Origin of the sequence: Acidovorax sp. Leaf191, assembly GCF_001424425.1 — a bacterium.
Lineage (GTDB): Bacteria > Pseudomonadota > Gammaproteobacteria > Burkholderiales > Burkholderiaceae_C > Acidovorax.
Genome location: NZ_LMPT01000024.1, coordinates 11,872 through 34,423, shown reverse-complemented (window position 1 = coordinate 34,423; position 22,552 = coordinate 11,872). Strand labels below are relative to the sequence as shown.

Genomic DNA, 22,552 nt, shown 5'->3' with positions numbered 1-22,552 from the left:
CAGGGGGTTGTCACCCGCCTCTTCTCATCATGTCGAAGAAGTCCACGTTGGTCTTCGTGGCCTTCATGTTCTTGATCATGAGCTCCATCGACTCGATCTCATCCATGTTGTACATGAACTGGCGCAGGATGCGGGTCTTTTGCAGGATCTCGGGGGCCAGCAGCAGCTCTTCGCGGCGCGTGCCGCTCTTGTTGAGTTCGATGGCGGGGAACACGCGCTTTTCGTACAGGCGGCGGTTCAGGTGGATTTCGCAGTTGCCGGTGCCCTTGAACTCTTCGAAGATCACTTCGTCCATGCGGCTGCCGGTGTCGACCAGTGCGGTGGCGATGATGGTGAGCGAGCCACCTTCCTCGACCTTGCGCGCGGCGCCGAAGAAGCGCTTGGGGCGCTGCAGCGCGGCGGCGTCCACACCGCCGGACAGCACCTTGCCGGACGAGGGCACGACGTTGTTGTAGGCGCGGGCCAGGCGGGTGATGGAGTCGAGCAGGATGACCACGTCCTTCTTGAGCTCGACCAGGCGCTTGGCGCGCTCGATCACCATCTCGGCCACGTGCACGTGGCGGGCGGCGGGCTCGTCGAAGGTGGAGGCGATGATCTCGCCCTTCACCGTGCGCTGCATTTCGGTCACTTCTTCAGGGCGCTCGTCCACCAGCAGCACCATCAGGTGCACGTCGGGGTTGTTGGCCGTGATGGCGTGGGCGATGTGCTGCATCATCACCGTCTTGCCGCTCTTGGGCGGGGCGACGATCAGTGCGCGCTGGCCGCGGCCGATGGGCGCAATGATGTCGATGATGCGGCCGGTGATGTTCTCTTCGCTCTTGACGTCGCGCTCCAGGCGCATCTGCTCCTTGGGGAACAGGGGCGTCAGGTTTTCGAACATCACCTTGTGCTTGTTCTGCTCCGGCGGGCCGTCGTTGACCTTGTCGAGCTTGGTCAGGGCAAAGTAGCGCTCGCCGTCCTTCGGTGTGCGCACTTCGCCTTCGATCATGTCGCCGGTGTGCAGGTTGAAGCGGCGCACCTGGCTGGGCGAGATGTAGATGTCGTCCGTGCTGGCCGTGAAGCTGGTGTCGGGGCTGCGCAGAAAGCCGAAGCCGTCGGGCAGGATTTCCAGAACGCCATCGGCAAACACCTGCTCGCCCGCTTTGGCGCGCTTCTTGATGATGGCAAACATCAGCTCCTGCTTGCGCATCCGGCCGGTATTTTCGATTTCGAGTTCTTCGGCCTGCTTCAGGACTTCAGACACGTGCAGTGCCTTGAGTTCGTTTAAGTGCATGGAGTGACTCCTTGGCGGAGCTGGTGTGAATCTTGGGGGAGAGGGCAGGTGCCGGGAAAGCTGCTGTTTGCAGGCCTGGCATGCCGGGGATCTTGTTCCGGCTGCCAATGCGTGCAGGCCGGTGATCGGAAAGAATTATGACAGGAAAAAAATCGGGATATTCAGGGGCTGGCGATTTGATCGATCGCCAGTGCAGCCCAAGGTGCGCAAGCCCAAAGAAAAATGCCCCGCCAGACTGCCAGATCTGCGAGGCATGGGGGATCAGGCCAGTTGCTGATCGATGAAGGCGGTCAGCTGGGCCTTGCTCATGGCGCCGACCTTGGTGGCGGCCAGCTGGCCGTCCTTGAAGAGCATCAGCGTGGGGATGCCGCGGATGCCGTACTTGGCGGGGATCTCGCGGTTCTCGTCCACGTTCATCTTGGAGATCTGCAGCTTGCCCTGGTAGGTGCCGGCCACTTCGTCCAGGATGGGGGCGATCATCTTGCAGGGGCCGCACCATTCGGCCCAGTAGTCCACCAGCACCGGGGTGCCGGCCTTCAGCACGTCGGCTTCGAAGCTTGCGTCGGAGAGATGTTTGATGAGTTCGCTGGCCATGGCGTATTCCTTGTGTCTGGGCGGGTTGCGACCGGGGTACGTATAAAGTCTGGGCATTGTGACAGAAACCAATCCCACGTACACCGGTATGGCCGGGCCCTGTGACGCTATGACAGTCATAGCGAAAACCGATCAGTGCACCCTCTTGTGGCGGCGTGTTCTGGCCCAGGTCGCCCTGCACATCGAGCAGTGCGCCGCCCACCCGGCGCGCACGGTGGTGCTGGTGCCGTACGCGCAACTGATGCCCTGGGCACAGCGGTATTGGGGCATGGCGCACCCGGATGGCTTTGCGCCCCGTTTCGAGACCACGCGCAACTGGGCGCGCCAACTGGCGGCTTTCGTGCCGCAAGGGGACGACCTGGCGGGGGACGTGGCGCGCGATACGCTCACTGCCCGCCTGTTGCTCGACAAGGCCGGTTTGTCGGCGCAGCGTGATGTGCTGGCCACGCCCCTGCAGGAGGCGGCGGCCCAGCTGGCACCGGCAGTGGCTGCCGTGCCGCCGTCGCAGCGCGAGGCCTGGGGCGAGCAGGCGCGCGCACTGCTCCCGCCCGCGGACGAAGGCTCGGCCCTGCGGTTCGAGGCCGTGGTGGCGCGCATTGCGCTCGAATGGGTACTGGCATCGCGCCACGCCACCGACGTGCTGTTCGAGCCCGGCGTCGCCAGGTCCATCGATGCGCTGGTGCTGCTGCCCGGCTTTCAGCCCGATGCGCTGGCCCAGGCGCTGCAGGCGCATTGGGGCGGCAAGGCGTCGTCCCTGGCACTGTGGACCGGATCGCCCGACAAGCCCGCGGCCGGCCACGGCCGCGTGGCCCTGCATGCGGCGCAGGACGCCGAAGACGAGGCGCAGCGCGCAGCCGCCTGTGTGCTGGGCCACCTGGCTGCAGGGCGCATTCCGGTAGCGCTGGCCGCCAACGACCGCGCGCTCACCCGCCGCATCGGCGCCCACCTGGCCAGCGCCGGTGTGGCGGTGCGTGATGAAAACGGCTGGACCCTGTCGACCACGCGGGCTGCCGCGCGCCTGATGGCCGCGCTCACCGCCTGCGCCTGGGACGCCACCACGGACGCCGTGCTGGACTGGCTCAAGCACGTGCCCCGTGCCGATGCCGCGCTGCTGGCCCGCCTGGAGCGCGCACTGCGCAAATCCGCCATGGCATCGTGGGGCCACGTGGCCCGGCACGATTGGGCGAGCGTGCCCGACGTGGCGCTGCTGGTGGCGCAGGTGCAGACCTGGCGTGACAGCCTGCGGGCGGCGCGTGCCTTGCCCCAGTGGCTGCAGGCCCTGCGCACGCTGCTGTCCGACACCGGGCAATGGACGGTGCTCGAAGAAGACGCCGCCGGCGCGCGCGTGCTTTCGGCCCTGCGCCTGCAGGCCGGGCAGGAGGCGGAGCTCGACGGCTGGGGCGACGGCGCGGGCCGGCGCATGACGCTGGCCGAGTTCACGCGCTGGGCCAACGAGGTGCTGGAGGCCGACCGCTACGTGCCCGCGCAGATGGGCGATGCGCCGGTGGTGGTGCTGCCCATGCCCCAGCTGCTGGCGCGCCCGTTTGCGGCGCTGGTGCTGCCCGGTTGCGATGAAAAGCGCCTGCAGGCCGCACCCGAGCCGGCCGGTGAATGGACGCAGGCGCAACGCGAAGCCTGGGGCCTGCCCACGCGGGCATCGGCAGAGATGGCCCAGCGCGCCGCCTGGCAACACGCGCTGCAGACCCCCGCTGTGGACGTGCTGTGGCGCACCGGCGACGAGGGTGGCGAGCCCCTGCTGGCCAGCCCGCTGGTGCTGGCGCTGCACCTGGACGGCGCGGCGCAGGGCGGCGCAGACAGCCGCACGCAGCGCACCGTGGACGCCGCCCCCACCGAGCGGCCCCAGCCGCAGGGCGACCGGCTGCCCGTGCAGCGCCTCTCTTCGACCGCGTATTCAGACCTGCGGCACTGCCCGTACCGATTTTTCGCGCTGCGCCAACTGGGCTTGCAGGAGGCCGATGAACTGGCCGCCGACGTGGACAAGCGCGACTTCGGAAACTGGCTGCATGCGGTGCTGCAGCACTTTCACGAAGCCCTGCTGGCCGACCCGGTGCAGAGCCCGCCCGAGCGGGTGGCGCGCATGGACGCGGCGGCCCAGGCGGTGACCCGCGAGCAGCGCCTGGGCGAGGGCGACTTCCTGCCCTTTGCGGCCGGCTGGCCGCAGGTGCGCGACGGCTACCTGCGCTGGCTGGCCCAGCACGAGCAGACCGGTGCCCGCTTTCGCCAGGCCGAGCTGCGCACCACGCAGCCGCTGGGCAGCCTGGAGCTCGTCGGCACGCTCGACCGCGTGGATGCCGTCGATGCCGTCGACACCGTCCCTGCGGTGGCTGCGCAGGGCGAGCCTGCCACGCTGGTCATCGACTACAAGACCGAGAACGACACCGTGACGCGAAAGCGCATCCAGTCTGGCGCCGAGGACACCCAGCTCGCGTTCTACGCCGCGCTGCTCAGCCACGACACGCTGCGCGCCGCGTATGTGAACGTGGGCGAGCGCGGCGAGACGCAGATGCACGAGCAGGAGGATGTGGTGCACCTGCGCGACCTGCTCGTCGAGGGCATACAGCACGACTTCGAGCGCATCGCCGCGGGGGACCCTTTGCCCGCGCTCGGTGAGGGCATGGTGTGCGAATACTGTGCGGCGCGCGGGCTGTGCCGCAAGGATTTCTGGAATGAGTAGAGTGCACCCCCCTGAGGCGCTGCGCGCCTTCCCCCCGCTCTCGCTTCGCTGCGCTACGCGGGCAGGGGGACGACACCCTCGCTGCGGGGCGGCCCTTGCTCGGTGTCTCCACGCCTTGGCCGCGCCAGTTTCAACGTCCGCTTGCTCATCGCCGTTCAAAAAAACCTCTTCAAAGGGGCTCGTTAAATGAACGCCGCATACGAACACAACGGCCGGCCCGTCTCGCGCGAGGCGTTTTACGCCATCGCCTGCGATCCGCAGCGCAGCGTGGCGGTGGAAGCCTGCGCGGGCGCGGGCAAGACCTGGATGCTGGTGTCCCGCATGCTGCGGGCGCTGCTCGACGGCTGCGCGCCGCACGAGATCCTGGCCATCACCTTCACCAAGAAGGCCGCGGGCGAGATGCGCCAGCGGCTGCAGGAGTGGCTGGAAGCCTTTGCCCATGTCCCGCTGCCCGACCTGACCCGCGAGCTGATCGCACGCGGAATCAGCCCGGAAGGCGCACTGGACAAGCGCGAGGCGCTACAAAATCTATACCGCCAGATGCTGGCCAGCGGGCGGCCGGTGCAGATCCGCACCTTCCACAGCTGGTTCGCGGCGCTGCTGGGCACGGCGCCGCTGGCGCTGCTGCAGTCGCAGGGGCTGCCTGCCCACTTCGAGCTGCTGGAGGACGACGCCGAAGCCGTGCGCGAGGTCTGGAGCCCCTTCTTGCAGGCCGTGGCCGACAGCCCCGGCCTGCGGGCCGACTACGAAGCCGTGGTGGCGCAGCACGGCCGCTCGCAAACGCACAAGGCCCTGGCGGCCGCGCTGTCCAAGCGCGTGGAGTTCGACTTGGCCGATGCGGTGGGCGTGGTGGATGCCTCGGTGCCGCCGTTCCAGGCCGCGTACCCAGACCTCGCAGGCTGCGCCGACCCGGCCGATGCGCTGCAGGGCGATGCCTGCCACCAGCGCTGGCTGGCCCGCGCCAAGGCGCTGGGGGCCGAAGCCAACAAGACCCCGCAAAAAGCGGCCGACGCCATCATCGACGCGCTGGCATGTGCTGACCTGAACCAGCGGCTCGACCAACTGCGCCGCGCGATGTTCGTGGCCAAGGAAGACCGGCTGTCCAAGAACCTGGAGAAGTTCCCGGCCGCCCAAGAGGCAGAGCCCGAGCTGCAGCGCCTGCTGGTCGCGCGGCGCCAGCACGCCGCCTGGCAGCACCAGCAGCGCATGGCGCGCCTGGCGCGGCGGCTGATCGCGGAGTTCGCCGCGGTGAAGAACCAGCACGGCTGGGTCGACATGAACGATGTGGAGCGCACCGCGCTGGTCATGCTGTCCGACCCCATCCTGTCGGGCTGGGTGCAGGAGCGGCTGGACGCACGCGTGCGCCACCTGCTGGTCGACGAATTCCAGGACACCAACCCGCTGCAGTGGCAGGCGCTGCACGCGTGGCTGTCGGGCTACGCGGGCTCGGGCGGCGGCGCCACGGCCCCGAGCGTGTTCATCGTGGGCGACCCCAAGCAGAGCATCTACCGCTTTCGCCGCGCCGAGCCGCAGGTGTTCATCGCGGCGCAGGCCTTTGTGCGCAACGGCCTGGCGGGCGACCTGCTCAGCTGCGACCACACCCGCCGCAACGCCACCGGCGTGATCGCCGCCGTCAACCACGTGATGGGCACGGCGCAGGCGCAGCACGAGACCACGGGCTTTCGCGACCACACCACCGAGTCGACCGACCCGGGCACCTTGCTGCGCCTGCCGGCCATCCTGCCCGCGGATGCCGACGATGGCCCCGGCACCGACCCCATGGCCTGGCGCGACAGCCTGACCGAGCCGCGCCACGAGGCCGAAGAAACCCAGCGCATGCGCGAATGCACCCAGGCCGCCGCCTGGGTGGCCGCCCAGATCGCGCAGGGAACACCGCCGAACGAAGTGCTAGTGCTGGCCCGCAAGCGCGACCGCCTGGCCGCCATGCAGGACGCCCTGCGTGCGCTGCACCTGCCGTGCGTGCAGCCCGAAAAAGCCGACCTGTTCGACGCGCCCGAGGTGCAGGACATCGTGGCGCTGCTGGACGCGCTGGTGTCCACCGGGCACGACCTGTCGCTCGCGCGGGCGCTGCGCTCGCCGCTGTTCAGCCTGCCTGACGACGCCCTGGTGGCGCTGGCCCTGCTGCGCCGCCAGCCGGAGCATGCTGCCACCAGTTGGTTCGATTTGCTACAAAAGACAGAGCTGCTGGCGCCCGACCATCAAGCGGTAGGGCCTGTTTTGATGCAATACAAAGCCTGGGTGGACAGCCTGCCGCCGCACGACGCGCTGCACGCCATCTACCAGCACGGCGACGTGCTGGCCCGCTTTGCCGCCGCAGCGCCTGCCACCCAGCGCCTGGCGGTGCAGGCCAACCTGCGCGCGCTGCTGTCGGCCGCGCTGCAGCACGATGGCGGGCGCTACCTCACGCCCTATGCGTTTGTGCGGGCCATGAAGCGCGGCGGCGTGCGCGCGCCGGGCCGTGCAGATGCCCAGGCGATCCGCCTGCTGACCGTGCACGGCGCCAAGGGACTGGAGGCGCGCTGCGTGCTGCTGCTGGACACCGACACGCGCTCGCAAAAGGCCGAGACCATGGGCGTGCTGGTGGACTGGCCGGGCGAGCAGACGGCGCCGACGGGCTTCGTCTTTCTGGCCAGCGAATCGAGCCCGCCGCCCAGTGCGGTGGACGTGCTCGCCACCGAGCAGCAGGCCCGCCAGCGTGAAGAGCTGAACATGCTCTACGTGGCCATGACACGCGCCAAGCACTGCCTGGCGATCTCGTCGGTGCAGCCCAGCGCGTCGGCGCCGGGCAGCTGGTGGAACCGCCTCACGCCCCTGATGGAGGATGTGGACATGGCCCCGGGCGGCGTGCCTCCGGGCGGTGCGCACGAAGGTCTGGAGGGCGCTGGAGAGCTTGCACCGGGCGCCGCATCGCCCGCGCGCTTCACGCTGGCCGAACTGCCGACCGTGCCCGAGCACCTGCGCATGCCCCCCGCCAGACCCGCAGTGGCTGCTGCAGATGCACCCACCAACAGTGCGGTGGACCTGGAGCACGGCGTGGCGACACCGTCCACCCCCGCATCGCGCCTGGGCGAGGCCATGCACCAGCTGCTGGAGCAGGCGGGCGTGGCCGGTGCACCGCTGGCCGACCTGCGTGCCCACGGCTGGCCCGCCGTGCGCGTGGCCCGCCTGGCGCAGGACTTCGACATCGCCCCCGCCGCAGCCCGGGTGGCCGCGCAGACCGCCCAGCGCATATTGGCGGGCGAGGGCGCCTGGGCGTGGGACTCTGATGCCGTCGACACCGCCATCAACGAGGCCCCGCTGCGCCACGGCGGCCAGAGCCTGCGCCTGGACCGCCTGGTGCATTGCACGCAACCGGCCGAGCGTGCCGGCTGGTGGGTGCTCGACTACAAAAGCGCCGCCGAGCCCGAGCGCCAGCCCGCATTGATGGCCCAGCTGCGCCGCTACCGCGACGCGGTGCAGCGTCAGACGCCGGGCGAGCCCGTGCGTGCAGCTTTCCTGACCGGCGACGGGCGAATGGTGATGGTGCAGGAGGGCCATGCCGAGGTTGCGAGGGTTGCCGCGCCTGCAGTGGAGGCACCACCAGCCGCCCGGCTGGCCCAGGCAGCAGCGCCAGCGTCAGCACCAGCACCAGCACCAGCAGCAGCAGCAGCAGCAGCAGCAGCAGCGCCAGCAGCAGCAGCGCCAGCACCAGCACCAGTGTTGGCGCCGTCAACCCCCGCTGGCCCCGCCCATCCCGCCTCCCCTGCGGGAAGCAGCGGGGGCATCAGGCATACTCCGGCCCCCGCTGCGCCGCCTGCAGCGCCCGCGCCCACATCCACGCCCGCTACGCCTGCGGGCACCGACCCCGATTCGCCGCAGCGTTCACTGTTCTGAACCTGTCACGCCGCTACCCGCTACCGCCACACGCTCCCCTTCACAAGGTTTCCTTCATGACAACAACCACGCCTTCTTCGCCCGACCCGGTGGCCGACCTGCACTGCGACGTCGCCGTGATCGGCGGCGGCCCCGCCGGGCTGATGGCCGCCGAGGTGCTGGCGCAGGGCGGCGTCGGCGTGCATCTGTTCGACGCCATGCCCTCCGTGGGCCGCAAGTTCCTGCTGGCGGGCAAGGGCGGGCTCAACCTCACGCATTCGGAGCCGCACGACGCCTTTGTTACGCGCTATGGGTCGCGCCAGCCCCAGGTCGCGCCGCTGCTGCAGGGCTTCGACGGCCCCGCGCTGCGCGCTTGGGCACAAAGCCTGGGGGTGGAGACTTTCGTCGGCACGTCGGGCCGCGTGTTCCCGGCCGACATGAGGGCCGCCCCGCTGCTGCGGGCCTGGCTGCAGCGCCTGCGGGCGCAGGGCGTGCAGTTCCACATGCGCCACCGCTGGCTGGGCTGGAAAGGCGATGGTGCGCTGCGTTTTGCTGCCCCATCGGCGGGCGGTGAGCCTGCTGAATCGACGGTGCGCGCGCGTGCCGTGGTGCTGGCCCTGGGCGGCGGCAGCTGGGCGCGCCTGGGGTCCGACGGTGCCTGGGTGCCCTTGCTCGCCGAGCGCGGCGTGGCCGTGGAGCCGCTGCGGCCGTCCAACTGCGGCTTCGACGTCATGCGCTCGGCCGCGCCCACCGGCGAGACCCGCCGCGAATTCCTGCAGGAGCTGCTGGGCCGCACGCCCGCCCCGGTGGTGGGGTGGACGCCGCACTTTGCCGAGCGCTTTGCGGGCCAGCCCTTCAAGACCGTGCAGCTGAACTTCACCGACAGCCAGGGCCGCACCTTCAGCCGCCGCGGCGAGTTCGTGGCCACCGCCACGGGCGTGGAGGGCAGCCTGGTCTATGCGGTGTCGCACCTGCTGCGCGACGAAGTGCAGGCCCAGGGGCACGCCACCTTCCACCTGGACCTGCTGCCCGACCACAGCCCAGAGCGCGTGCTGGTCGAAGTGCGCCACCCGCGCGGATCGCGGTCGCTGTCCAGCCACCTCAAGAGCCGCCTGGGGCTGGACGGCATCAAGGCGGGCATCTTGTACGAACACCTGGGCAAGGACGGCGTGAACGACGCCGTGGCCCTGGCCCACGCCATCAAGGCCCTGCCCATCACCGTGGTCGCCACGCGCCCGCTGGACGAAGCCATCAGCACCGCCGGCGGCGTGGCCTTCGAAGCGCTCGACCCCCACCTCATGGCCACGGCCGTGCCCGGCGTCTTCTGCGCTGGCGAAATGCTCGACTGGGAGGCCCCCACCGGCGGCTACCTGCTCACCGCCAGCATGGCCAGCGGCCGCGTGGCCGCCGAAGGCGCCCTGCGCTGGCTGGAGCAACGCGCATAGAAAAAGATTACTGCCGTCCGCACTGGCGCTCCACCAACGCCCGCGCCAATGTGGATCCGGCTCCGCCGGTCCACTGGAGGCGTCCCCCTCAGGGGGAAGACGCGCAGCGTCTCAGGGGGGAGTCAGAGCTTCAGGGGGGTCAGAATTTAGCTCTGTAGTACAGCATGGGCCCGCCCTTGCGTGCCCGCAGCACCAGGCGGGAGCCGCCCTGCAGCTGCACCCCGATGGCGCCGAATTCCGGCACCAGGCCGCGGGTGCGCGACGAAGCCCACTGCATCTCCACCCGCGTGCCGTACACCGGCTGCTGCTGTTGCCAGATCAGGCCCATGGCATCGGGCGACTGCGCCAGTTGCGGCGTCTGTGCCCAGGCCGACACATCCAGGTGACGGCCGCTGGCCAGGCGCGACCGCCACCGCACGCCCAGGTCCAGGCTGGAGGGCGCGGCAGGCGCGCCGTTGAGGCTGTTGCCGGCATTGGCGAGCGAATGGGCCGACGGCGCGGCCGATGTGAGGCCCAGCGAGAAGCCCACGCTGCGCGGCGCATCCGGCGTGAGCCAGCGCGTGACGTCGATGTGCTGCGTGGCGTTGGCAAAGCCGCTGGCGCTGCCTGGGCGCTGCGACGGGTTGTTGCTGCCGAAGGAGGTATCACCCAGATTGGGCAGGACCAGGGTATTGACCTCATACGCTGGCGCCGCGGTGGCCGAGCGTGTCTGCTCTTGCAGCGACGCCATGGCGTCATCGCCGAACCCTGAGGACTCCACGGCCAGCGCCGGCAGCGCCAGCGCGGCCGACAGGCATGGGGTGACCCAGGCGGCCACCTTGCGGGAGGCATGCCTTCGGGGCGCAGGGGCGGGCGCTTGGGCGGGCGTATGGGGACTGCCCGTCGTGGCATGCGCGGGCGCACGGGTGGGGCGGAACAGAAACAGCTTTGTCGCCAACGGGCGGCGAGTGGAAGACACCTGCGCTGTGTTGCGGTTTGGCATGGCGGCACCCATGAGAAGAAAGGCTGAAACGATGCAACAAAGTGTGCTGTCATCGCCTGTGCAGGTTCAGCATCGAATGCCTCAAGACGGCGTGGGAAATCACTGACACCGCTATGCGCAGCGCGCAGCCGGACGCCAGCGGCATACGCAAGCCATGGAGGGCGCCGTGGTGTGGATGGGGGGCGGCCAGCGCGGCATGTACTGCGCACTGGCGATCCTTGCGCATGGGCTGCAGCACGAGATGGCAGCACACGCAAAGATAAAAAAAGAAGTTGACGAGCCTTACCCCCGGCACTGACTCCACAGTTAGGGCTGCTTGGTTCCCCACCTGACCCGGTTGGCCGCTTCACCATGCGGGGAGGCCCGTCACCCACGATTGTACGCTGGATGCGGCGGCCTCTTTTCCGTCCACGGTGCATGGCCTTGGCTGCCGCAAGGCTTCGCTGCGCGGCCGGAGGCGGGCCACTGCACTCTAGGCCGGTGGGGGGCCGCCGCAATCCTGAACGGCCCGGTATCCGATCGCCCCCCGGACCGGCAAAGCCGCCGGCTCAACCCGTAGAATCGACCGAATGTCCTATCTCGTGCTCGCCCGCAAGTACCGTCCCCGCAATTTCACGGAAATGGTGGGGCAGGAGCACGTGGTGCAGGCGTTGACCAACGCCCTCACGCAGCAGCGGCTGCACCATGCGTACCTGTTCACCGGCACGCGGGGCGTGGGCAAGACCACCGTGTCGCGCATCCTGGCCAAGTCGCTCAACTGTCAGGGCACGGATGGCCATGGCGGCATCACCGCCACGCCCTGCGGCGTGTGCCAGGCGTGCACCGACATCGACAGCGGCCGCTTCGTGGATTACACCGAGCTCGACGCCGCCTCCAACCGCGGCGTGGACGAGGTGCAAAGCCTGCTGGAGCAGGCCGTGTACAAGCCGGTGGCGGGGCGCTTCAAGGTCTTCATGATCGACGAAGTGCACATGCTCACGAACACGGCGTTCAACGCCATGCTCAAGACGCTGGAGGAGCCGCCCGAATACCTCAAGTTCGTGCTGGCCACGACCGACCCGCAGAAGGTGCCGGTCACCGTGCTGTCGCGCTGCCTGCAGTTCAACCTGCGGCCCATGGCGCCCGAGACCGTGCTGGACCACCTGACCCGCGTGCTGGCGCAAGAGAACGTGCCCGCCGAGCCGCAGTCCCTGCGCATGCTGGCGCGTGCGGCGCGTGGTTCCATGCGCGATGCGCTGTCGCTCACCGACCAGGCCATCGCCTTCGGCAGCGGCCAGTTGCAGGAGGCCGGCGTGCGCCAGATGCTGGGCGCCGTGGACCGCTCGTACGTGTTCCGCCTCATCGACGCCCTGGCGCACGCCGACGGCCGGGCGGTGGTGGAGACCTCCGATACGCTGCGCCTCAATGGCCTGTCGGCCGCGTCTACCCTGGAAGAGATGAGCGCCGTGCTGCAGCGCATGGCGGTGTTCCAGGCCGTGCCGCAGATGGCCGCTGCCGTGGACGCCAACGACCCTGAAGCCGTGGAGACTGCCCGCCTGGCCAGCCTGATGCCCGCCGACGAAACCCAGCTGCTGTACAGCCTGTGCCTGCACGGGCGCGGCGAGCTGGGCCTGGCGCCGGACGAATACGCCGCGTTGACCATGGTGCTGCTGCGCCTCCTGGCCTTCAAGCCCAGCGGCGAATCGGCTGAAAAAAAAACTCTGACGCGGGCTGAACCCGCACCGGCGCAGGCCTCTGCGGGGCCGGCACCGCACGCCGCGGGCGCACCCGCTTCGGCGATGCAGGCCACACCGGCCGTGGTGCGGCCCGTGGCTGCTGCCGTGCTTGCTGCGGCACCAGAAACCGCCGCCGTCGCGCCCCAGCCATCGGCCGCGCAGCCTCCCGCTGCGGCCGCCGTGGTCGCCGCGCCTTCTCCTTGCGTTGTGCCGCCAGCGCCAGCGCCTGCGCCTGCTGCCGCGATGTCGGATGACGATGCGTCGTCCGAGCCGCCACCCTGGCCAGGCTCCGACGAAGAGGCGGGCGGCGCAGCAGTCGCGGTGGCGCCCGCAGCCTCCGGCACGGCCATGGCCTTGCCCGTGCGCGATGCCCAAAGTTTTGATCGCCAGGCCCGTCCGCCGCAAGCTGAATCAGCGCAAGGCGCTCCTGAATTCGTAGCAATTCCGGTGCGCGTGGCGCCCGAACCCGGTGCGCGCCTGCAGCCTGCGCCGCATTCGGCCCCGGTGCCCGTGTCCTCGCGCTACACACCCACCGAAGAGGGCGACGTGTGGCACACCACTGTGCAGCAGCTGGTGGCGGCAGAAGCCATCAGTGCCCTGGTGCGCGAACTGGCCCTGCAGTCCCAGCTGGTGGCGCGCGACGGTGCCCACTGGCTGCTGCGGGTGGAGCGCGAGTCGCTCAACCAGGCCACCGCCCGCGAGCGCCTGCGCGCCGCGCTGGAGAATGCCGGGCACGCCAGCCAGATCAGCGTGGAGGTGGGCGTGGTCATCGACAGCCCCGCCCGCCGCAATGCAGCTGCCGCGGCCGAGCGCCAGCGCCGCGCCGAGGACATCGTGGCGAACGACCCCTATGTGCAGTCGCTGGTGCGCGACTACGGCGCGAAAATCGTGCCGGGCAGCATCAAGCCGGTGTAGAGGATGAAGCTCCCCCTGAGTCGCCTTCGGCGCCTTCCCACTGTCTCGCTGCGCGGGAGGGGGACGCACTCGGTGGCCTGGCGGAGCCAGTTCCACGAGTGCACTGGCCTCTGGAGCGCCAGTTTCTGAGGCTGGCGGCGTTGCAAAGCACAATGTTGTTTGTGCAATTCAGATACCGAATTCAGGCCCCTTCAGGGGTATCGATCAACCAGAAAGAAAGCAAAGGAAACACACCATGTTCAACAAAGGACAACTCGCCGGCCTGATGAAGCAAGCCCAGGCGATGCAGGACAACCTGAAGAAGGCCCAGGACGAGCTGGCGTTCATCGAAGTCGAGGGCGAGTCCGGCGCCGGCCTGGTGAAGGTGCTGATGACCTGCAAGCACGACGTCAAGCGCATCACCATCGACTCCAGCCTGCTGGCCGAAGACAAGGACATGCTGGAAGACCTGGTGGCGGCAGCGTTCAACGCGGCCGTGCGCAAGGCGGAAGAGACTTCGCAGGAGAAGATGGGCAAGCTGACGCAGGGCATGCCAGGCCTCCCGCCCGGCATGAAGTTCCCGTTCTGAGGATGGCTGCCGAGCGGGCGATCTGCGTCGTTGGGCGGTGCTCGGAATCCTCACGTGCTTCAAGTAAGTTCCGGTTCCTGCGCTCCGTCCGCCTGGCAGCTCATCCCGCTAGCTACGCCGTGACGGCGGGGAGTGAATACCGGGTTTTTTAGCGAGACTTTTTTGTTGTTTGTTTGTTTGTGGTGGCGGGCTTGTGTGGGGTGAAGCCTCTTCTCCACACAACCGTTCGGGCTGAGCCTGTCGAAGCCGTCCTTGGCGCCACAAGCATCCCAAGTTATTCAGAATTTCATCCCAACCCATGTCCACCACCGATTCCCTCGACGTTTTGATCCAGGCGCTGCGCCGGTTGCCGGGGGTCGGGATCAAGTCTGCGCAGCGCATGGCTTTCCATCTGCTGCAGCATGACCGGGAGGGGGCGCAGGTGTTGTCGCAGGCGCTGAAGCATGCCGTGGGGTCGGTGCACCACTGTGCGCGCTGCCACACCTTCACCGAGGCGGAGGTCTGCAGTACCTGCCTGGACCCCTCGCGCGATGCGTCGCGGCTGTGTGTGGTGGAGACGCCCGCGGACCAGGCCGCGATGGAGCGCACGGGCGCGTTCAAGGGGCTGTACTTTGTGCTCATGGGCCGGCTCAGCCCGCTCGATGGCGTGGGACCGAAGGAGATCGGCCTGCACAAGCTGCTGCAGCGCGCCGCCGAAGAGGGCGTGCAGGAGGTGATCCTGGCCACCAATTTCAACGCCGAGGGCGAGGCCACGGCGCATGTGATCAGCGAGACCCTCAAGGGCCGCGGCGTGCACGTCACGCGGCTTGCGCGCGGGGTGCCCGTGGGCAGCGAGCTGGAGTATGTGGACCTGGGCACCATCGCGCATGCGCTGTCGGACCGCCGCTGAGCAGAGCCGCTGTGCCGGGCCCATGCCGTACCGGTAGAATACTCACAATTTAATAGCTGCTGGCGCTTGTGTACCAAGCGGTAGCAGCCAAAAAGGCATACAAGATGAATACCACCATGCATGTCGCACGGTTTACGGTGGCCTACTGGTGCGTGCTGATCGCGGCGTTGCTGCCGCTGGCCTGTTCATGGCTTGCCAAGAGCGGCAGCTGGGGCAAGCCGCGCAAAGACGGCGGCTTCGACAACCACGACCCGCGCGCCTGGATGGCGCGCCAGACCGACTGGCGGGCCCGTGCCAACGCGGCGCAGGCCAACAGCTTCGAGACACTGCCGTTCTTCATCGGCGCGGTGATCATCGCGCACCTGCTGGGTGCCGGGCAGACGCTGCTCGACATGCTGGCTTTCCTGTACGTGATGCTGCGCGTGTTCTACATCCTGATGTATGTCTCGGACATGCCCACCGTGCGCAGCGCCGTGTGGGCTGCAGCCCTCATCGTGAACATCGCGATTCTCTTTGTGGGGTATCGGTAGCCTGGATCGGTAGCCCCCGAGGCGCTGCGTGCAGTCCCCTCCCGCGCAGCGAGAGAGGGGAACACGCCGCAGGCGGCCCAGGGGTGGGCAGGTTCTTACGTAGAAACCCCGCTGGGAATCCCCCTAATGCGGGATGGCCCACTCTGCGGCACGATTGTTGCGGTGCAACAATCGTCCTTTTGCTGATTCCATGAACCGTCCTTTGCTCACCCGCCGCGCCTTTGGTGCACTGTCCGCTGTTTCGGCGGCCACGGTGTTCGCACCTGCGGCTGTGCGTGCGCAGGCAGAGGCCACGCCGCTGGGCCGCGTGACCATCGCCGTGGGCGGGCAGGGCGTGCTGTACCACCTGCCCTTGGCGCTGGCAGACCAGCTGGGCTACTTCCGGGCGGAAGGCCTGGACGTGGCTGTGCGGGACTTTTCCGCCGGTGCGCTGGCGGTGCAGGCGGTGCAGGACGGTGCAGCCGATGTCTGCGCTGGTGCGTTCGAGCACACGCTGCGCCAGCAGGCGCGGGGCCAGGCCTACCGCTCGCTCGTGGTGCAGGGGCGCGCACCGCAACTGGCCCTGGGCGTGTCGCAGCGGTCGATGCCGGCTTTCAAAGACCTGGGAGACCTGCAGGGGCGGCGCATCGGCGTGTCGTCCGTGGGCTCGTCCACGCACCTGGCCGCCAGCCTGCTGCTGGGCCGCGCGGGGCTCACGCCCAAGGACGTGTCTTTCGTGGCCGTGGGGTCCAGCACGGCGGCGCTCAATGCCCTGCGCTCCGGGCAGGTGCACGCCCTGTGCCATGCCGACCCGATCATGACCCTGCTGGAGCAAAAGGCCGACACCCGCATCGCGGGCGACCTGCGTTCGCTCAAGGCCGCGCAGGAGATGCTGGGCGGCAACATGCCCGCCAGCTGCCTGTATGCGCCGCAGGCCTTCCTCCAGAAGAATGCGCCCCAGGCGCAGGCCCTGGCCAACGGCATCGTGCACGCGCTCAAGTGGCTGCAGACGGCGGGCCCGGCCGACCTGGTGCGGGCGGTGCCGCAGGGCTACCTCATGGGAGACCGGGGGCTGTATCTGGCGGCCTTCAGCCGGGTGCGCGAAACCTATTCCACCAACGGCCTCATGGCGGACGACGGGGCGGCCACGGCCTTGCGCGTGCTGTCGCGCGTCCACCCCGAAATGGCGGATTTCAAGGTCGACCTGTCACGCACCTACACCAACGATTTCGTGCGCAAGGCGCGCCAGAAATTCAACGTGTAGACGGCGTGCCCAGGCGGGCCGCAAAACCATCTGGCGGGCCATGCCTACAGCCGCCTGGCACCGCGTCCTGCGACGGAAAAATCAGCGAACGGATGCACTACAGTCCTGGGCTCTCCGGTGCTGCAACCCATAGCGCCGCACCGGTGTCATCCCACCCTTCTTTCGCTCTTATTCCTCAAGGATTGCGCCATGACGTTCAGCCTCAGCATCGGTCCCCTGGTTTCCCTGATCGCCGGCATTTTGATTCTGGTGATGCCCCGCCTGCTCAGCACCATCGTGGCGCTGTACCTCATCATCATGGGCATCCTGGGGCTGCTGGGCATGCACAACCTGCGCTTCTGAGCGCGGTCCCATACGGGGGCGCAGCGCAGGACGGCGGCGGCGCTGCCGTGGCTTTCCGCAGCGCCGCCTTCAGCGCGTGAACCGCTTTGTGCGCCGGTGTCCCTGCGGCGATGCCGCTCAGCGGCGCTTGACCTTCGAGGGCGTGCCGCCCTTGCGCGAGGGTGCCGACACCGACCGCTTGCCGCCGCCACTGCTGTGCGCTGAAGCGCGGGTGCTGCCGCTGCTGCGTGCGCTGGCCTGCGCCTGCCGCACGGGCAGATACACCACCACCTGCTGCCCGAGCTTGAAGGCCGCATTTGCGCGCACGTCGTTCCAGTCGGCCACGCTGGACGCCGCCAGCTTGTAGCGGCGTGCGATGCTGGCCACCGTTTCGCCCTTGCCGGCGCGCACGGTGGTCTTGCGGGTGACCACTTCAGGGGCAAAGGCCAGCTGTCCGTTGTCGGCCAGGTGGGAGGACACGTCCTGGCGGATGGCGGCCGAGCGCGGCACCATCAGCGCCGAGCCTGCCTTGATCAGCATGCGGGGCGGGATGCTGTTCAGGCTGCGCAGGTCGTTTTCGCTCATGCCCGCACGCTGGGCGGCCTCGGCCACCGTCATGTTGGACGGTACGGACCAGACGGTCCAGCTGGCGTACTGGCCTTCGCGGCGCGCTTCGAGGTTGCGCTGGAAGACTTTGGCGTTGTCCCAGGGCAGCAGGATCTGCGGCGTGCCCGCGGCAAGGATCACCGGGCGGTGGAACGAGGGGTTGAGCGCGCGGAAGTCTTCTTCGCGGATACCGGCCAGCTGCGCCACGAGCGCCACGTCCATGTCGTGGGTGATGTCCACGGTCTGGAAGTACGGGTGGTTTTCGATGAGCGGCAGCTCGGTGCGGAAGGCTTCGGGGTGGGCCACGATGTTCTTCACGGCCTGCAGCTTGGGCACGTACATGCGGGTCTCGGCCGGCATGTTGAGGTCGGTGTAGCTGGTGCCCAGGCCTAGCTTCTGGTTGCGCGCAATGGCGCGGCCCACGCTGCCTTCGCCCCAGTTGTAGGCGGCCAGGGCCAGGTGCCAGTCGCCGAACATGCCGTACAGCTTTTGCAGGTAGTCGAGCGCGGCGCGGGTCGAGGCCAGCACGTCACGGCGGTCGTCACGGAATGCGTTCTGCTTGAGGTCGAAATAGTTGCCGGTGGCGGGCATGAACTGCCACATGCCGGCCGCCTTGGCGCTGGACACTGCCTGGGGGTTGAAGGCGCTTTCGATGTACGGCAGCAGGGCCAGTTCGGTCGGCATGCCGCGGCGCTCCAGCTCTTCGACAATGTGGAACAGGTACTTGCTCGAGCGCTCGGTCATGCGCTGCATGTAGTCGGGCCGGGTGGCGTACCACTGCTCGCGGTCCTGCACCAGTTCGTGCTGCAGGTCGGGCATCGCAAAGCCGCGGCGGATGCGGTCCCACAGGTCGGCGGGGGCCGACAGCGATGCGACCTCGCCGCTGGCGGCCTGGGCTGCGGTGATGGGGCGCAGCGGGCCGTTGGGGATGACGGGGGTGTGGGGGACGCGGGCCGACGGGGTGCTGGCGGTGGTGGTGGCCTTGGCGTCGGTGGTGGCGTTGGGGTCTTGCGTGGTGCCCGTGGTGGCGCAGCCGGTGAGCCATACGGCTGCTGCCAGGCAGGCAATGTGCAAAATTTTCATCGGAACTCGTTCTTCCATTGGCGCAGCGCGGCCAGTACCGCTACGGCGTCGTCTTGGGGGACCTGCGCATCGAAAGCCTGGGCCGCGTGGGCCACGCCAGGCTGCCGTGTGCGCAGGAAGGGGTTGATGTCTCGCTCCAGCGCCATGTTCGAGGGCAGCGTGGGCTGGTGGCCGGCACGCAGCGCTTCGCACTGGGTGGTGTAGTGGAGCAATGCTGCGTTGCCGGGTTCCACGGCGCGCGCAAATTTCAGGTTGGACAGTGTGTATTCGTGCGCGCAGCATACGCGGGTATCGCCGGGCAACGCCGCGAGCTGGTCGAGCGAGCCGAGCATCTGGGCCGGCGTGCCCTCGAACAGCCGTCCGCATCCGCCCGAAAACAAGGTGTCGCCGCAAAACAGCAGCGGCGCCCCATCGAACGCCGCGCAGTAGTAGGCGATGTGGCCCGCCGTGTGGCCGGGCACATCGATCACCGCAAAGTGCAGGCCCAGCGCATCCACGGTGTCGCCCTGCGCCAGCCGAACCAGCGGCTCGGGAATGCGCTCGCGGGCCGGGCCGTAGACCACGGCGCCGGTGGCCTCGCGCAGCGCATCGACCCCGCCGACATGATCGGCATGGTGGTGCGTGACTAGAATGGCCTGCAACTGCACGCCCAGGCGCTGCAGGGCCTGCAACACAGGCGCGCAATCCCCGGGGTCGACGACGATGGCCTGGTGCCCGTCGTGCAGCATCCAGATGTAGTTGTCGGTAAAGGCGGGCAGCGGCAGCAAGTTCATGAGCGATCAAATTATAGGTTTGCACCGGTGGTTCGACTCCCCGCCGGGCCGGTACCTGCTGGCGTGGGAGCAGGCGCGCTTCGATGACGCGGTGGCCGACATCTTCGGCTACCACAGCCTGCAGCTCGGCATGCCGCTGCTGGACGGCCTGCGCGCCAACCGCATGCCGCACCAGTGGCTGGCGCTGGGGCAGGAAGGTTTTGCGGCAGGCGCCATGTTGGGCCCATGGGCCGGCGCCGCTGATGCTGATGCGGTGTCTGCGGGAGGGTCTGTGCCGCCCGAGCGCCGCGCCATCGACCTGCTGACAGAGTCCGTGGCCCTGCCGTTTGCAGAAAACAGCCTCGACCTGCTGGTGCTGCCCCACACCCTGGAGCTGAGCATCGACCCCCACGCCACGCTGCGCGAGGTGGAGCGGGTGCTGATGCCCGAGGGGCGGGTGGTCATCAGCGGCCTGAACCCCGCCAGCCTGTGGGGCCTGCGCCAGCGGCGGGCGCGGCTGTACCAGCGCCTGGGCAAGGGCCACCTGTACCTGCCCGATGTGGGCGAGTTCATCGGATACCGCCGCCTGCGCGACTGGCTGCGGTTGCTCAGCTTCGAGGTCGAGTCGGCCCAGTTTGGCTGTTATCGTCCTGCAGTGCGCAGCACCCAGTGGCTGGACCGCTTCGGCTTCATGGACCCCTGGGGGGAGAAGTGGTGGCCCATCTTCGGGGCGGCTTACTTCGTGGTGGCCGTCAAGCGGGTGCACGGCATGCGGCTGCTGGAGCCCGCCTGGCGCACGCAGCGCCAGCGGTCCGCCGGCACCGTGCCCATTGCCAACCGGGCCCACACGGCAACGGCGCCGGCCGCACCCGCAGCGCAGCCCGTGGCCCGCAAGCGCCCGGCATCGTTCAAGCAACACGACAAAGACAGGAATACGGTTTGAATCAGGTAGTGATATACACAGATGGCGCCTGCAAGGGCAACCCCGGTCCCGGCGGATGGGGCGTGCTGCTGCGGGCGGGCGACACCGAAAAGGAGCTGTTCGGCGGCGAGCTGGGCACCACCAACAACCGCATGGAGCTGATGGCGGTGATCGAGGCGCTGACGGCGCTCAAGCGGCCCTGCGCGGTCACGCTGTTCCTGGACAGCGAATACGTGCGCAAGGGCATCACGGAGTGGATCCACGGCTGGAAGGCCAAGGGCTGGCGCACCGCATCCAAGCAGCCCGTCAAGAACGTGGAGCTGTGGCAGCGTCTGGATGCGCTGGTCAGCACCGGCGGCCACCGCATCGACTGGCGCTGGGTGAAGGGGCACTCGGGCGACCCCGGCAATGAACGCGCCGATGCCCTGGCCAACAAGGGCGTGGACCAGGCCCGCGGCAGGGGCTGACGCGCGCCTTTGGGCATTGAAGCTGGCACGCGGTGTGCATTCCAGCAACACAGCGCCTCGGGATCTGCGCCGCAGCGCCTGGGGTGAGTGGTCGCTTTGTGTAAAGCCTGCGTAAAACTGGGGAATTGACCTTCGGTCAAGGCGTCAGTCACTGCAGTGTCTGACACGGACTGATACATTCTTTGGTTGCATTCCGCTCTTCCACCGGTTTCATTGATCCATGGCGTCCAAGAAAAGAACCATCGTTTTCGCTGTCGTCGGCATCGCAGCTGCCCTGGGTGCTGCATGGTGGCTGCAAAAACCTGCCCAGGCTCCGCGCGCTGACGGAGCGCCCGCAGCGCCCGCCGCCGCCAGTGGCGCCCCGGCCGGCTCTGCACGTGGTGGAGCGCAGGGCGGCGGTGCGGGCCGCGTGGCCATGGTGGAAGCCGTGCCCGTGCGCCAGATGGCGCTGCGCGACGACGCCGAGGCCGTGGGGAGCCTCAGGTCGCGCCAGAGCGTGGTGCTGCGCCCCGAGGTCAGCGGCCGCATCACCCAGCTGAACTTTCGCGACGGCCAGCGTGTCAAGCGCGGCCAGGTGCTGGTGCAGTTCGACGACCAGCTGCCCCGCGCCCAGATCCAGCAGAGCCAGGCGGAGATGTCCATCGCCCAGGCCAACCACAAGCGCAACCAGGAGCTCGTGGCCCAGGGCTTCATCAGCCAGCGCTCGGTGGACGAGAGCGCGGCCAACCTCGAAGTGGCGCAGGCCAAGCTGTCGCTGGCGCAGGCCACCGCATCGCGCCTGAAGATCGTGGCGCCCTTTGACGGCATCGCCGGCATCCGCGGCGTGAACGTGGGCGACTACCTCAAGGACGGTGCCGACATCGTCAACGTGGAAGACCTCGACGCCGTGTACGTGGACTTCCGCCTGCCCGAGCGCCTGCAGAGCAAGGTGCGCACCGGCCAGACCGCGCAGGTCTCCTTCGATGCGCTGCCGGGCGTGCGCTACGGCGCCGTGGTGCAGGCCATCAACCCCCAGATCGACGCCGACGGCCGCTCCATCGCGGTGCGTGGCTGTATCGACAACCGCCGCCTGCAGCTGCGTCCCGGCATGTTCGCCCGCGTGACCGCCGTGTTTGCCGAGCGCGCCAATGCGAGCGTCATCCCCGAAGAGGCCGTGGTGCCTGAGGGCACCAACCCCTATGTGTTCAAGATCGTCGAAGGCAAGGAGCCCGGCAGCCGCGTGGCCCGCCGCACGCCGGTGAAGCTGGGCGCGCGTACGCCTGGTTTCGTCGAGGTGGTCGATGGCCTGAGCGCGGGCGACCTGGTCGTTTCGGCAGGACAGCAGCGCATCCAGAAGGACGGCGCGGCCGTTCGCGTGGTGGAGTTGGGCAAACCGGCCGGCGGCGCGGCGCCCGGGCCCGCACGGGCAGCATCGGGCGCTGGCGCTGCGGCCAGCGCGGCGGCGCCAGCCGATGTGCCGGCCCCAGGCGTGGCGGGGGCGCCCAGCGGCGCGCCCGTGGCTGCGGCCCCTGTACCCGCGGCCGCGCCGCCAGCGGCGGTGGCCGCTGCGTCGGCCCCTGCGTTGGTGGCACCGCTGCCAGGCACCAACCCCTGCCTGGCCGCAGGCGGGCCCGGTGGGCGCGCGGCGCCCTCCGGTGCGCGTGCACCGGCCTGAACCCCGCCCCTGACCACCGGATCGA

The 22,552-nt window shown here is 68.9% G+C and carries 17 protein-coding genes and 1 other RNA gene; 12 read left to right on the top strand and 6 right to left on the bottom strand.

The annotated features are described in order from the left end of the window. Positions 1–10 precede the first annotated feature (10 nt). Positions 11–1,273 carry a transcription termination factor Rho gene (gene rho, locus ASG27_RS25070; RefSeq protein ID WP_056067265.1) on the bottom strand — a complete coding sequence of 421 codons (1,263 nt, stop codon included), beginning with the start codon at positions 1,271–1,273 and terminating at the stop codon, positions 11–13. Between the two features lie 261 nt (positions 1,274–1,534). Next, complete coding sequence (gene trxA, locus ASG27_RS25065; protein WP_056413228.1) at positions 1,535–1,867, bottom strand: thioredoxin TrxA; 333 nt, start codon at positions 1,865–1,867, stop codon at positions 1,535–1,537. 109 nt (positions 1,868–1,976) lie between these two features. Here trxA and ASG27_RS25060 point away from each other — a divergent pair, with 109 nt between their 5' ends. From ASG27_RS25060 to ASG27_RS25050, 3 genes are all read left to right on the top strand, one after another. Continuing rightward, positions 1,977–4,562 carry a PD-(D/E)XK nuclease family protein gene (locus tag ASG27_RS25060; RefSeq protein WP_056413226.1) on the top strand — a complete coding sequence of 862 codons (2,586 nt, stop codon included), beginning with the start codon at positions 1,977–1,979 and terminating at the stop codon, positions 4,560–4,562. Positions 4,563–4,748: 186 nt separating this feature from the next. Continuing rightward, positions 4,749–8,456 carry a UvrD-helicase domain-containing protein gene (locus ASG27_RS25055; RefSeq protein ID WP_235503945.1) on the top strand — a complete coding sequence of 1,236 codons (3,708 nt, stop codon included), beginning with the start codon at positions 4,749–4,751 and terminating at the stop codon, positions 8,454–8,456. Between the two features lie 56 nt (positions 8,457–8,512). After that, positions 8,513–9,880 (top strand): TIGR03862 family flavoprotein, encoded by a 1,368-nt coding sequence (locus tag ASG27_RS25050; protein ID WP_056413223.1) that lies wholly within the window; start codon positions 8,513–8,515, stop codon positions 9,878–9,880. Between the two features lie 139 nt (positions 9,881–10,019). Here the strand turns inward: ASG27_RS25050 and ASG27_RS25045 are convergent, their stop codons facing one another. Both ASG27_RS25045 and ffs read right to left on the bottom strand, forming a co-directional pair. Beyond that, positions 10,020–10,817: a hypothetical protein gene (locus ASG27_RS25045; RefSeq protein WP_235503944.1), complete on the bottom strand. Its 798-nt coding sequence runs from the start codon at positions 10,815–10,817 to the stop codon at positions 10,020–10,022. A 316-nt stretch (positions 10,818–11,133) separates the two neighbouring features. Further along, positions 11,134–11,230, bottom strand: an RNA gene (ffs, locus tag ASG27_RS26360) — signal recognition particle sRNA small type. A gap of 201 nt (positions 11,231–11,431) precedes the next feature. Between ffs and dnaX the strand changes: the two genes are divergently transcribed. The 6 genes from dnaX to ASG27_RS26355 all read left to right on the top strand — a co-directional run bounded on the left by dnaX (position 11,432) and on the right by ASG27_RS26355 (position 17,064). Beyond that, a complete protein-coding gene (gene dnaX, locus ASG27_RS25040; protein WP_056413218.1) occupies positions 11,432–13,492 on the top strand; it encodes a DNA polymerase III subunit gamma/tau in 2,061 nt (686 codons plus the stop codon). 235 nt (positions 13,493–13,727) lie between these two features. Then, positions 13,728–14,060, top strand: coding sequence for a YbaB/EbfC family nucleoid-associated protein (locus tag ASG27_RS25035; RefSeq protein ID WP_056413214.1), 333 nt, complete (start codon positions 13,728–13,730; stop codon positions 14,058–14,060). Between the two features lie 298 nt (positions 14,061–14,358). Then, positions 14,359–14,949 (top strand): recombination mediator RecR, encoded by a 591-nt coding sequence (gene recR, locus ASG27_RS25030; protein WP_056413211.1) that lies wholly within the window; start codon positions 14,359–14,361, stop codon positions 14,947–14,949. Positions 14,950–15,053: 104 nt separating this feature from the next. Further along, positions 15,054–15,479, top strand: coding sequence for an MAPEG family protein (locus ASG27_RS25025; RefSeq protein ID WP_056413492.1), 426 nt, complete (start codon positions 15,054–15,056; stop codon positions 15,477–15,479). A gap of 190 nt (positions 15,480–15,669) precedes the next feature. Further along, positions 15,670–16,722: an ABC transporter substrate-binding protein gene (locus ASG27_RS25020; protein WP_056413208.1), complete on the top strand. Its 1,053-nt coding sequence runs from the start codon at positions 15,670–15,672 to the stop codon at positions 16,720–16,722. 189 nt (positions 16,723–16,911) lie between these two features. After that, positions 16,912–17,064: a DUF3096 domain-containing protein gene (locus ASG27_RS26355; protein ID WP_082485775.1), complete on the top strand. Its 153-nt coding sequence runs from the start codon at positions 16,912–16,914 to the stop codon at positions 17,062–17,064. Between the two features lie 117 nt (positions 17,065–17,181). Here ASG27_RS26355 and ASG27_RS25015 read toward each other — a convergent pair whose 3' ends face one another. Further along, complete coding sequence (locus ASG27_RS25015; RefSeq protein WP_056413205.1) at positions 17,182–18,732, bottom strand: transglycosylase SLT domain-containing protein; 1,551 nt, start codon at positions 18,730–18,732, stop codon at positions 17,182–17,184. After that, a complete protein-coding gene (gene gloB / locus ASG27_RS25010; protein ID WP_056413202.1) occupies positions 18,729–19,505 on the bottom strand; it encodes a hydroxyacylglutathione hydrolase in 777 nt (258 codons plus the stop codon). Before gloB ends, ASG27_RS25015 begins: the two co-directional genes overlap by 4 nt. Here gloB and ASG27_RS25005 point away from each other — a divergent pair. The 3 genes from ASG27_RS25005 to ASG27_RS24995 all read left to right on the top strand — a co-directional run bounded on the left by ASG27_RS25005 (position 19,504) and on the right by ASG27_RS24995 (position 22,527). Then, complete coding sequence (locus ASG27_RS25005; protein WP_082485784.1) at positions 19,504–20,427, top strand: class I SAM-dependent methyltransferase; 924 nt, start codon at positions 19,504–19,506, stop codon at positions 20,425–20,427. The genes gloB and ASG27_RS25005 overlap by 2 nt on opposite strands. After that, positions 20,424–20,873, top strand: coding sequence for a ribonuclease HI (rnhA, locus tag ASG27_RS25000; protein ID WP_056413196.1), 450 nt, complete (start codon positions 20,424–20,426; stop codon positions 20,871–20,873). The genes ASG27_RS25005 and rnhA overlap by 4 nt, the downstream gene beginning before the upstream one ends. A 220-nt stretch (positions 20,874–21,093) precedes the next feature. Beyond that, positions 21,094–22,527: an efflux RND transporter periplasmic adaptor subunit gene (locus tag ASG27_RS24995; RefSeq protein WP_056413193.1), complete on the top strand. Its 1,434-nt coding sequence runs from the start codon at positions 21,094–21,096 to the stop codon at positions 22,525–22,527. Positions 22,528–22,552: the final 25 nt, after the last annotated feature.

Coding starts and splice junctions, on each gene's coding strand:
- rho (WP_056067265.1), bottom strand. CDS start 1,273: ATGCACTTAAACGAACTCAAGGCACTGCACGTGTCTGAAGTCCTGAAG.
- trxA (WP_056413228.1), bottom strand. CDS start 1,867: ATGGCCAGCGAACTCATCAAACATCTCTCCGACGCAAGCTTCGAAGCC.
- ASG27_RS25060 (WP_056413226.1), top strand. CDS start 1,977: ATGACAGTCATAGCGAAAACCGATCAGTGCACCCTCTTGTGGCGGCGT.
- ASG27_RS25055 (WP_235503945.1), top strand. CDS start 4,749: ATGAACGCCGCATACGAACACAACGGCCGGCCCGTCTCGCGCGAGGCG.
- ASG27_RS25050 (WP_056413223.1), top strand. CDS start 8,513: ATGACAACAACCACGCCTTCTTCGCCCGACCCGGTGGCCGACCTGCAC.
- dnaX (WP_056413218.1), top strand. CDS start 11,432: ATGTCCTATCTCGTGCTCGCCCGCAAGTACCGTCCCCGCAATTTCACG.
- ASG27_RS25035 (WP_056413214.1), top strand. CDS start 13,728: ATGTTCAACAAAGGACAACTCGCCGGCCTGATGAAGCAAGCCCAGGCG.
- recR (WP_056413211.1), top strand. CDS start 14,359: ATGTCCACCACCGATTCCCTCGACGTTTTGATCCAGGCGCTGCGCCGG.
- ASG27_RS25025 (WP_056413492.1), top strand. CDS start 15,054: ATGAATACCACCATGCATGTCGCACGGTTTACGGTGGCCTACTGGTGC.
- ASG27_RS25020 (WP_056413208.1), top strand. CDS start 15,670: ATGAACCGTCCTTTGCTCACCCGCCGCGCCTTTGGTGCACTGTCCGCT.
- ASG27_RS26355 (WP_082485775.1), top strand. CDS start 16,912: ATGACGTTCAGCCTCAGCATCGGTCCCCTGGTTTCCCTGATCGCCGGC.
- ASG27_RS25015 (WP_056413205.1), bottom strand. CDS start 18,732: ATGAAAATTTTGCACATTGCCTGCCTGGCAGCAGCCGTATGGCTCACC.
- ASG27_RS25005 (WP_082485784.1), top strand. CDS start 19,504: ATGAGCGATCAAATTATAGGTTTGCACCGGTGGTTCGACTCCCCGCCG.
- gloB (WP_056413202.1), bottom strand. CDS start 19,505: ATGAACTTGCTGCCGCTGCCCGCCTTTACCGACAACTACATCTGGATG.
- ASG27_RS24995 (WP_056413193.1), top strand. CDS start 21,094: ATGGCGTCCAAGAAAAGAACCATCGTTTTCGCTGTCGTCGGCATCGCA.